Consider the following 9,836-nt stretch of genomic DNA (forward strand, 5'->3'; position numbering starts at 1 on the left):
TGAATCAACAGGTGGGAGTGTATGGGGTATAAAAACGAAAGAAACGTTGTGCCCCTTTTCGTCTTCCCGCCTTCCTGGTTAACCTGTAGTCACGACTATGCAAGACAGCCCGTTTTTCAATACCGCCGCCGGTAACCTGTCGGCCGTCTGGCAACAGGCCCGCCCGCACCTCGCCGTACGGAACAACGACGAGCACACGCTCTTCTCGTTCCTGCTGGCGCAAAAGCTGCTGGACTGTTATCCGGAAGCCAATCCGGCGGTAGTGCTGCCTGCCATCCTGCTGCACGATACCGGCTGGTCGAAAATACCGCAGGACAAAATCCTGCACGCATTCGGGCCGAATAACAAGTATCCCGAACTTACCCGGCAGCATGAGCTCGAAAGCCTTGGGGTGGCCCGGCCGGTTCTGGAATCGCTGGGGTATCCGGATGCGCAGATTGCAGAAATACTGGACCTTATCGACGGCCATGATACGACCAGACAGGCGCGGTCACTGAACGATGCCATTCACAAGGATGCCGACAAACTCTGGCGGTATACGCCGCATGGCAACCGCATCATTGGCGAATGGTTTGAGATCGGCCAGGCTGAAGTACTCGACATCCTGCGCGACTTTGTGCTGCCGGGCTTCCTGACGGACGAAGGGCGGCGGCTGGCGACGGTCATGCTGGAAACGGCCCGGCTGAATCTGGATGTCCGGCTATTTATTGATTAACAACCGAACGGAGTGTGATTCACTTCGAAAATGACAGCGATAAAGCGCCTTCACGGCAAAACGAATATGCTTGATTTACAGGAGAAAGTAGTCGTCATTACCGGTGCCGCCGGTGGCCTGGGACGGACGTTTGCCCATACGTTTGCGGCACAGGGGGCCATTGTCATTGCCTGCGATAAAAACAAGGCCGGGGCGGAAGAAACGGCGCAACAGGTGAACAGCCTGGGCCTTGAGGTAGATGTGGTCAGTGAGGCATCGGTTAGTGCGATGGTCGCTGCGGTGATGGAAACATACGGCCGGATTGATGTGCTGATCAATAATGCAGCCATCTATGCCACGCTGAACCGCAAACCGTTTTACGAACTGGCAGAAGCCGAGTGGGATCTGGTGATGGACGTGAATCTGAAAGGCGTCTGGCAGTGTTCAAAGGCCGTTGCAAAGCCGATGATTGACCGGTTCCGGGAAACGGGTATGGGCGGGAAAATTATCAATATTTCATCCGCAACCGTCATGAGCGGATCACCAAACTGGTCGCACTACGTAGCATCCAAAGGGGGAGTCATCGGGTTGACCCGGTCAATGGCGAAGGAGTTAGGCAACTTCCACATCAACGTCAACGCCATTGCACCGGGCTTCACCCTGACTGAAGCGAGTCTGAGCCTGATGGATAACGCCCGTGAATACGGCGTCGAGCGCGGGGCCATCAAACGGCCGTCGACCTCAGAAGACATCGCCGGTACTGCGTTGTATCTGGCCTCGTCGCTCGCTGATTTCGTCACCGGTCAAACCATCGTTGTCGATGGCGGTAAGCAGTTCATTTAAAACCAACCTCTTACAAAAATACAGCTATGCCCAAAGTAACCTACATTGAAACCAGCGGTAAAGAGCACCTTGTGGAACTGCCGTTGGGCGCGACCCTGATGGAGGGCGCGGTACAGCATGATGTTAAAGGCATTGTAGCCGAATGTGGCGGCTCGTGCATGTGCGCAACCTGCCACATGTATGTCGATGAAGCGTTTCTGGACCTGTTGCCGGTCATGGAAGAGGAAGAAGACGAAATGCTCGGAGGGGCCAGTGCCGAGCGCCGGGCCAACAGCCGGTTAGGTTGTCAGGTGCGGGTAAGCGGCGCCCTCGACGGGCTGATTGTACGCATTCCGGAAAAACAATGAAACCACAGGTAGTCATTATCGGGGCGGGGCACGGCGGGGTGCAGGTGGCGGCGTCGCTGCGGGAGGCAGGATTTGACGGCACGATTGTCCTGCTTTCCGACGAACAGACGTTGCCCTGTCAGAAGCCTCCGCTATCGAAAGGGTATTTGCAGGGGAAGCAAACCGACGAAGCCATTCTGTTCCGGTCTCTGGCCTACTACGATGCCAACGGCATTTCACTGCGGTTGGGTGTGCAGGCCGCGCGCATTCTGCCCGAAGAGAAGCAGGTAATTACCGGCACCGGCGAAAGGATTCCATATACACAGCTGGTACTGGCAACGGGGGCGGCAAACCGGTTACTGCGTGTGCCCGGAGCAGATGCAGCAGACATCGGGTACCTGCGGAATCTGACGGATGCCCGGCGGATCGGCGAACGGCTGGCACAGGCACAGCGCGTGGCGATCATCGGCGGCGGGTTTATCGGGCTGGAACTGGCGGCCCTGGCCGTTGAAAAAGGAAAGCAGGTGACGGTGATCGAAGCGCAGCAGCGGCTCATGGAACGGGTATTGCCGGCGATGCTTTCGGATGTTTTTCAGGCGGTGCATGAGCGCCAGGGCGTTTCCTTTTTTCTTAAATCCGGCGTGGAAGCCATCGAGGCAGCCGAAACCGGCGGACATCTGATCCGGGTGAGCACCGGCCAAACGGTCGCGGCTGATTGCATATTGGCCGGTATCGGGGTTATTCCGGAAACCACGCTGGCAATGAATGCCGGTATCGCCTGTGAAAACGGAATCCTGGTGAATGAATACCAGCAGACGTCGGTGTCTGACATCTACGCAATCGGCGACTGTGCGAACCACCATAATCCGTATGCGGGCTGTCGCCTGCGGCTGGAGTCGGTGCAGAACGCAGTGGACCAGGCGAAGACGGCAGTAGCCCATATGGTAGGTCATCCGGTTGCTTATCAGGCGGTTCCGTGGTTCTGGACAAATCAATACCACCTGAAGCTGCAAATGGCCGGGCTATCAGCCGGCTATGACCAGGCGGTTGTGCGGGGGGATGCGGCGACGGAGAAATTTTCGGTATATTACTATAAAAACGGCCGGCTCATCGGTGTGGACTCGCTGAACCGCCCCGCTGATCATCTGAATGCCAGAAAGCTATTGAGTGCCGGTATAACGCCGGATCCGGCTCAGCTTGCGGATACTGCGTTTAACCTGAACAATTTGCTTGCCTGAGCAGTCGGGTCGCCGGGTCAGGAACGCTTTTTCTGCAACGTTGCGACCCGCTCTACTGGCACGCCTGCCATACCGGCTATTTTTTCATCGCCGAAATCTGTTTCACGGATCAGGGCACGAATCATTAAGTCGAGGGCTTTTGCTCGCCCTTCTTTTCCTCTCTTTTTTCGCCTTCGGCAAGGCCTTGCTGATGCGCACGTGCTATGACAAATTCTTCAATTCCCATGGTTTGTGGCAGTTGATTCGTTAGTTGGTCCAGTCTTTTAAAATTGCTTTCCATAAACTGTCATCCCGTTTCATGGGATAAAAGTATCATTTTTTAGTTTGTTTGCGGTAAGCCCCCGGCGAGAGGCCGGTTTCTTTCTTAAAAAGCCGTGAGAAATAAGCCGGATCCTTGAAGTTCAGGAAGTACGAGATTTCAGACAGCGAGTACGTTGTGTGGGTTAGGTACTTACGGGCCTCGCCGATCACAAAGCCGTGGATGACCTGAAGGGCCGATTTGTGCACCAGCGCCTGGCAAATGCGGTTCAGGTGAACTGTGGTAATGTTGAGCCCGGCGGCATAGGCCTGCACCGATTGTACCTCATTAACAGATTGACGGATGGCTTTCTGAAACGCCTGAAAATAGGCCAGCGTCCGGTTATCAGATCGGGGCAGGGGTATGTCAATCGCCAGACTGATCCGGTACAGCTGCAGCCAGAACTGCTGTAGTAAGAGCTGTAACACAGTGTTTTTCTCCGCATGCTCATGCATAAGCTCGTCGCACAACTGCTCTTTCAGTAGATGTAGTTTTGTCAGTGAGGCGTCCTCCGCCGGAAAGCTGAACAACTTAAACTGATTGATTTCCAGTAGAATGTGGGGCAGGTGTTTAAATAATGCCTCCAGCATTTGCTCACGGATTGTAAACACTTCCCCGACCATGTCGGCCTGAAAGGAAAAACCATGCAGCGTATTCGACGGAATCAACACCACACACGGCGAAATAAGCTCAAGCCGGCGACGCTCCGAGAACAAAGCACCTGTTCCTGAACTAAAGACAAATACCTGTACCAGATCGGTATGCAGGTGCTCGTCAATGTCCCAGTCGTATAACCGGCTGCGAACCTCCAGTAGCTCATGATGAATAAAACCGTCGGCAAACGGGTGCTGTTTATCACCGTAAAGGCCTTCAAAGTTTTTGAGGAGTTGCACTGTATGTTTGAAAAAGATAAAAACCGGCCTTAATATCTCAGTAATGTTCGGTTTGTACAAGTTTAATTTTTGTTTATCCAGGATTTTTTATGACCCCGCTCATAGCTTTGCAAATGAACATTCCTGTTAACCTGTACATAGACAATGAGTGAGCTCGGAACTAATTTATTCGACCGGGACGTGCAGCCGCCGTACCTTTCACCCGACTATAAATCGACGGTTCTGCGGGCACCGTCTAAACCGCTGGTGGTCATCAGACAAAGTTTGTCGGAACTGACGGGGCCGGTTTTCGGCGACATTAACCTCGGGGCACTCGATCATGACCTGACCCGGAATGCCCGCAAAAACGGCGAACCAATGGGCGAGCGCATTGTGGTGCACGGGTATGTGTACGACGAAAACGGCCGGACAATTCCGAACACACTCGTGGAAATCTGGCAGGCCAATGCTGCCGGTCGTTACGTCCATAAAGTCGATCAGCACGATGCCCCGCTGGACCCGAATTTTCTGGGAACAGGGCGGGTCATGACCGACGCCAACGGCTATTATAAGTTTTACACCATCAAGCCGGGGGCTTATCCGTGGGGGAATCATTACAATGCCTGGCGGCCGAATCACATCCATTTTTCGCTGTTCGGGCCTAATATCACTACCCGCCTGGTGACGCAGATGTACTTCCCCGGCGATCCGCTGCTGCAACACGACCCGATTTTTCTGGGTGTGCCGCCCAAAGGCCGCGAGCTGCTCATTTCATGTTTTGATCTGGGCGTGACCGAACCCAACTTTGCACTTGGCTACCGGTTTGATTTTGTCCTGCGCGGCAATAAGGCAACCCCGTTTGAAACTGTTTAACCTGAACCTGATCTGATAATGTTACAAACGCCATCGCAAACGGTCGGTCCTTACTTCGCCTATGGGCTGGTACCGGAGCAATACCTGTATGACTTTAAAAGTCTGGCTGACAATCAGCTGGTTAATCCGCTGGACGAACCGGACGCCATTACCATTTCCGGACAAGTATTCGACGGCAAGGGCGAGCTGATTCCGGATGCTATGATCGAAATCTGGGATGCGTATAACCGGCGCTTCGGCCGCTTTGGTACCGGTACGGATGCACAGAACCGGTTTGTGTTTCATACCGTGAAGCCGGGGCCGGTCGACGGGCAGGCACCGCACCTGAACGTGATCGTATTCATGCGCGGGCAGTTGATTCATTCGTATACAAGGCTTTATTTCCCGGACGAAGAAGCCGCCAATGCACAGGATACCGTCCTGAACCAGGTCCCTGCCGACCGCCGGTCAACGTTGATTGCGCGGCAGACCGGCAGTGGCTATGTGTTCGACATTCACATGCAGGGCGGGCACGAAACCGTTTTTTTTGACATCTGATAACGGGAAGGCATCCTTCCCGGACATACGACCATGAGCCTGTACACCAACCTGTTTTATAGCGAAGCCGCCCGGCGCATTTTATCCGATGAGCAACAGCTAAGCCGCATGCTGGCTGTTGAAGCGGCGCTGGCACAAGCGCAGAGCCGTGCCGGACACATACCGGATTCGGCGGCGCAGACAATTGCGGCGGCTTGTTCGGTGCAGGACCTGGACATAGACAGACTGCGGCAGGATACGGCTCTTGGCGGCAATGCCGCGATTCCGCTGGTAAAACAGCTTACGGCACTCGTGCGCCAAAAAGACCCCGTGGCGGCGCAGGTTGTCCATCTCGGTGCTACCAGTCAGGATATTGTGGATACGGCGACGGTGCTGCAAATCCGTGATTACCTGCACTGGTTGCTCCCGCAACTTATCCGGATCGAACAACTGCTGGCCGACTTGACACAAACGCACCGGCAAACCGTTATGATTGGCCGGACGCTGCTGCAACAGGCCAGGCCGATCACCTTTGGCCTGAAAACTGCCTACTGGCTGATGGGTGTCCGGGAGGTCCGGCAACGGATTGAACAGGAAAGCCCCCGTTTGCTGCGGGTACAGGCAGGCGGCGCCGTCGGGGGGCGCAACGAACACATCACCACTGAGGTGGTCGCCTTTCTGGCGGAACTACTGGACCTGGCACCTGCTACCCCCTGGCATACACAGCGGGAAACGCTGGTCGGTTTCGGAGCATCGCTCGGTTTGCTGACGGGGACCCTGGGCAAAATCGGCAGAGATGTGTCCCTGCTGATGCAGACTGAAGTGGCGGAGGTGCTGGAAGGAAAAGCCGCCGGTAAGGGTGGTTCGAGTACCATGCCGCACAAACGGAACCCGGTTACGTCGGCGGCAATACTGGCCAATGCTACACGGGTGCCGGGCCTGATCAGTACGCTCTATGCGACGATGGTGCAGGAGCACGAACGGTCGGCAGGCAGCTGGCATGCCGAATGGGAAACCCTGACCGATATCATGCAGCTGACCGCCGGAGCGGTCGAGAAAACCCTCGACCTGCTTACCCATCTGGAGGTCGATGCTGACCGGATGCGGCTCAATCTGGAACTGACCAACGGCCTGATTTATGCCGAAAACGTGTCGCTGGCACTGGCCGGAAAAATCGGCAAAGCGGCTGCTCATGAGCTTGTCGAGCAGGCCTGCGTGGTGGCGGTGGCCGAAAAGCGGCACCTGAAAGACGTTCTTTCCGGTATGGCGCTACCGCTTACCGGACTGGAAACCTTATTTACACCGGACTATTCAACCGGACAATCTGCGGCAATTATTGATCAGATACTGGCCGAAAGCGGACTGTAACGCTGCGTCGCCACGGATGGCCATTTACCCTATAAACCATGAACCTCAACTATTCGCTACAGGGCACGCCCAATAGCCCGGTACTGCTTTTTTCTAATTCGCTGGGCTCGGAACAGATGATGTGGGACGAACTGGTCCCCCATTTGCTGCCGTATTTCCGTGTGCTTCAGTACGATACGCGCGGCCACGGTAAAAGTCCCGTCACGCTCGGCCCGTATACGATTGATCAGCTGGGGCAGGATGTCATCGACTTACTGGATCAACTGAACATTGACCGGGTGTATTACTGCGGCCTCTCGATGGGCGGTCTCATTGGCCAATGGCTGGGTATTCACCACCCCGAACGGCTGCAAAAGCTGGTGCTCAGCAATACCGGCGCGAAGATCGGTAACGACGAACGCTGGAACGGCCGGATCGCCACCATTACCGCACAAGGCATGCAGGCCATCGTTGACGATACGATGGAGCGCTGGTTTACCGCTGATTTCCGCGAACATAATCCGGAGCGGGTGGCGGAGACGAAAGCCATGTTTCTGCGCAGCCCGGTGGCGGGTTATGCCGCCTGTTGTGCGGCCATCCGCGATGCCGATTTCCGGTCGGAGCTGTCCCGGATTCCGGTGGAAACGCTGGTCATTACCGGCGATGAAGATCCGGTTACCAACGTTGAGCAGGCGGAGTTTCTGGTCGCGAACATCCCGAATGCCCGGTTGCGGGTATTACCGGCCCGCCATCTGGCGAGCACTGAACTGCCGGCCCGCTATGCGGAGGTGCTGATTGATTTTCTGGTCGGCAGTACGGCCTATGACCGGGGCATGCACGTTCGCCGGACGGTGCTGGGCGATGCTCACGTCGACCGCGCCAATGCCCAAATGACGGATTTAACGGCTGATTTTCAGCGATTCATTACCAACTACGCCTGGGGCGAAATCTGGACCCGTTCCGGGCTTTCGAAACATACCCGCAGCCTGATTACCCTCTCGATGCTCATTGCCCTGAACCGGAAAGCAGAATTTCAGATGCACGTGCGGGCCGCGTTACACAACGGCGTTTCGGAAGAAGAAATTAAAGAAGTGATCATGCACTCAGCCTTGTACTGCGGGTTGCCGGCGGCCAACGAGGCTTTCCATTCAGCAAAAGAAGTGCTTGATCAGGAGCGACTTAACCAATCTAACTAAGATGAAACACATACGGACACAGGTAGGAATTATCGGCGCCGGACCGGCCGGGCTGATGCTGGCCCATTGGCTGAAGCAGCACGGTATCGAGTCGGTCATTATCGAACACCGGAGCCGTGAGTACGTAGAAGCCCGCGTACGGGCCGGGTTGCTGGAACAAAATACGGTTGACATGCTCAAGGGCCTCGGGCTGGCCGGTCGCCTCGAACGGGAAGGGCACCTGCACCACGGCGTTTACCTGAGCTTCGACAGTGAGCGGGTCCGGGTGCCGTTCGGCAAGCTGACCAATGGGCGCAACATCACGATTTACGGGCAGCAGGAGGTTGTTAAAGACCTGACCGATGCCTGGCTGGCCGGTGGCGGGCAACTGTTGTTCGAGGCTCCGGCGTTGCAGATCGAAGGATTTGATACCACATCACCAAAAATCCATTTCGAGCAGCAGGGCGAAAAAGGCGTCATCGACTGCGACTTTGTTGCGGCCTGCGACGGTTTCCACGGTATCGGCCGGAAAACACTGCCGAAGCAGCTGTATAACGAGTACTCGATTACTTACCCGTTCAGCTGGCTGGGCATTCTGGCCAACGTTGCGCCGTCGACCGACGAGTTGATTTATGCGTATCATGAACGAGGGTTTGCGCTGCACAGCCTGCGTTCGTCGACCGTCAGCCGGTTGTATATTCAGGTGGATAACAACGACCACATTGACAACTGGTCTGACGATCAGATCTGGGATGAGCTGTCGGTGCGGCTGGGTACGCCGGGGTGGAGCCTGCAAACCGGCCCCATTTTCGAAAAAGGCATCACGCCGATGCGTAGCTACCTGATCGACAACATGCAGGCGGGGCGCTTGTTTCTGGCGGGGGATGCGGCTCATATCGTACCGCCAACCGGTGGTAAGGGGCTGAATCTGGCTGCTGCCGACGTGAAACACCTGGTCGACGGGCTGGTGGATTATTACAAAAACGGCTCAATGCGCGGCCTGGACCGGTATACCGAAACGGCGCTGAAACGCATCTGGCGGGCGCAGGATTTCTCAAATTTTATGACCACCTTGTTCCACAAACAAGACGAACACGGGTCGTTTCAGTACCAGCTTCAGCGGGCGAAGTTTACTTACATCGGTCAGTCGGAGGCGTATGCTACCACCATTGCTGAGAACTATGTCGGTCTGCCGTTTGAGGCGTTTGAACCACAAAGACTGTAAGAACCAAAGGGGCACAAAGTTTTCTTATTTCTTCGTGCTGCTTTATTCCTTAGCGCCTTCGTGGCAAAAAATGGAAAACCACAAAGACTGTAAGAACCAAAGGGGCACAAAGTTTTCTTACTTCTTCGTGCTGCTTCATTACTTAGCGCCTTTGTGGTAAAAATGGGAAACCACAAAGACTGTAAGAACCAAAGGGGCACAAAGTTTTCTTATTTCTTCGTGCTGCTTTATTACTTAGCGCCTTCGTGGTAAAAATGAAGAACCACAAAGACTGTAAGAACCAAAGGGGCACGAAGTTTTCTTATTTCTTCGTGCTGCTTCATTACTTAGCGCCTTCGTGGCAAAAATGAAGAACCACAAAGACTGTAAGAACCAAAGGGGCACAAAGTTTTCTTATTTCTTCGTGCTGCTTTATTACTTAGCGCCTTC

11 protein-coding genes are annotated in these 9,836 nt (G+C 55.0%); 9 read left to right on the forward strand and 2 right to left on the reverse strand.

Annotated features, from left to right (window positions below):
* Window positions 1-97: 97 nt before the first annotated feature.
* The 4 genes from AC23NW_RS27140 (at window position 98) to AC23NW_RS27155 (ending at window position 3,101) form a co-directional block, all read left to right on the forward strand.
* Complete coding sequence (locus AC23NW_RS27140) at window positions 98-715, forward strand: HD domain-containing protein (RefSeq protein WP_487453468.1); 618 nt, start codon at window positions 98-100, stop codon at window positions 713-715.
* Between the two features lie 66 nt (window positions 716-781).
* Window positions 782-1,537, forward strand: a complete 756-nt coding sequence (locus AC23NW_RS27145; RefSeq protein ID WP_487453469.1) for an SDR family NAD(P)-dependent oxidoreductase — start codon at window positions 782-784, stop codon at window positions 1,535-1,537.
* A 26-nt stretch (window positions 1,538-1,563) separates the two neighbouring features.
* The gene (locus AC23NW_RS27150; protein WP_487453471.1) at window positions 1,564-1,884 is read left to right on the forward strand and encodes a 2Fe-2S iron-sulfur cluster-binding protein; all 321 of its coding nucleotides are present in this window, start codon (window positions 1,564-1,566) and stop codon (window positions 1,882-1,884) included.
* A complete protein-coding gene (locus AC23NW_RS27155; RefSeq protein WP_487453473.1) occupies window positions 1,881-3,101 on the forward strand; it encodes an NAD(P)/FAD-dependent oxidoreductase in 1,221 nt (406 codons plus the stop codon). Before AC23NW_RS27150 ends, AC23NW_RS27155 begins: the two co-directional genes overlap by 4 nt.
* A 124-nt stretch (window positions 3,102-3,225) precedes the next feature.
* On the opposite strand, the gene AC23NW_RS27160 is transcribed toward AC23NW_RS27155, so the two are convergent.
* Together AC23NW_RS27160 and AC23NW_RS27165 are read right to left on the reverse strand one after the other, a co-directional pair.
* Window positions 3,226-3,381: a hypothetical protein gene (locus AC23NW_RS27160; protein ID WP_487453474.1), complete on the reverse strand. Its 156-nt coding sequence runs from the start codon at window positions 3,379-3,381 to the stop codon at window positions 3,226-3,228.
* Window positions 3,382-3,413: 32 nt separating this feature from the next.
* A complete protein-coding gene (locus tag AC23NW_RS27165; RefSeq protein WP_487453476.1) occupies window positions 3,414-4,292 on the reverse strand; it encodes a helix-turn-helix domain-containing protein in 879 nt (292 codons plus the stop codon).
* A 144-nt stretch (window positions 4,293-4,436) separates the two neighbouring features.
* Here AC23NW_RS27165 and pcaH point away from each other — a divergent pair, with 144 nt between their 5' ends.
* Genes pcaH through AC23NW_RS27190 form a run of 5 tightly spaced genes read left to right on the forward strand, consistent with a single transcriptional unit; the run spans window position 4,437 to window position 9,407 of the window.
* Complete coding sequence (pcaH, locus tag AC23NW_RS27170; RefSeq protein WP_293833813.1) at window positions 4,437-5,144, forward strand: protocatechuate 3,4-dioxygenase subunit beta; 708 nt, start codon at window positions 4,437-4,439, stop codon at window positions 5,142-5,144.
* Between the two features lie 18 nt (window positions 5,145-5,162).
* On the forward strand, window positions 5,163-5,681 hold the full coding sequence (pcaG, locus tag AC23NW_RS27175; protein WP_487453478.1) for a protocatechuate 3,4-dioxygenase subunit alpha: 519 nt from the start codon (window positions 5,163-5,165) through the stop codon (window positions 5,679-5,681).
* Between the two features lie 33 nt (window positions 5,682-5,714).
* On the forward strand, window positions 5,715-7,028 hold the full coding sequence (gene pcaB, locus AC23NW_RS27180) for a 3-carboxy-cis,cis-muconate cycloisomerase (RefSeq protein WP_487453480.1): 1,314 nt from the start codon (window positions 5,715-5,717) through the stop codon (window positions 7,026-7,028).
* Between the two features lie 38 nt (window positions 7,029-7,066).
* Window positions 7,067-8,203 carry a bifunctional 3-oxoadipate enol-lactonase/4-carboxymuconolactone decarboxylase PcaDC gene (pcaDC, locus tag AC23NW_RS27185; RefSeq protein ID WP_487453482.1) on the forward strand — a complete coding sequence of 379 codons (1,137 nt, stop codon included), beginning with the start codon at window positions 7,067-7,069 and terminating at the stop codon, window positions 8,201-8,203.
* A 1-nt stretch (window position 8,204) separates the two neighbouring features.
* Window positions 8,205-9,407, forward strand: a complete 1,203-nt coding sequence (locus AC23NW_RS27190; protein WP_487453484.1) for a 4-hydroxybenzoate 3-monooxygenase — start codon at window positions 8,205-8,207, stop codon at window positions 9,405-9,407.
* The last annotated feature ends 429 nt before the right edge of the window (window positions 9,408-9,836 follow it).

This window comes from Arsenicibacter sp. R0_47, from assembly GCF_057652235.1.

What these genes read in the sequence shown, in the direction of transcription:
- pcaB (WP_487453480.1), top strand. Translation starts at nt 5,715, where the DNA reads ATGAGCCTGTACACCAACCTGTTTTATAGCGAAGCCGCCCGGCGCATT.
- AC23NW_RS27190 (WP_487453484.1), top strand. Translation starts at nt 8,205, where the DNA reads ATGAAACACATACGGACACAGGTAGGAATTATCGGCGCCGGACCGGCC.
- AC23NW_RS27155 (WP_487453473.1), top strand. Translation starts at nt 1,881, where the DNA reads ATGAAACCACAGGTAGTCATTATCGGGGCGGGGCACGGCGGGGTGCAG.
- pcaG (WP_487453478.1), top strand. Translation starts at nt 5,163, where the DNA reads ATGTTACAAACGCCATCGCAAACGGTCGGTCCTTACTTCGCCTATGGG.
- AC23NW_RS27160 (WP_487453474.1), bottom strand. Translation starts at nt 3,381, where the DNA reads ATGGAAAGCAATTTTAAAAGACTGGACCAACTAACGAATCAACTGCCA.
- AC23NW_RS27140 (WP_487453468.1), top strand. Translation starts at nt 98, where the DNA reads ATGCAAGACAGCCCGTTTTTCAATACCGCCGCCGGTAACCTGTCGGCC.
- AC23NW_RS27145 (WP_487453469.1), top strand. Translation starts at nt 782, where the DNA reads ATGCTTGATTTACAGGAGAAAGTAGTCGTCATTACCGGTGCCGCCGGT.
- AC23NW_RS27150 (WP_487453471.1), top strand. Translation starts at nt 1,564, where the DNA reads ATGCCCAAAGTAACCTACATTGAAACCAGCGGTAAAGAGCACCTTGTG.
- pcaDC (WP_487453482.1), top strand. Translation starts at nt 7,067, where the DNA reads ATGAACCTCAACTATTCGCTACAGGGCACGCCCAATAGCCCGGTACTG.
- pcaH (WP_293833813.1), top strand. Translation starts at nt 4,437, where the DNA reads ATGAGTGAGCTCGGAACTAATTTATTCGACCGGGACGTGCAGCCGCCG.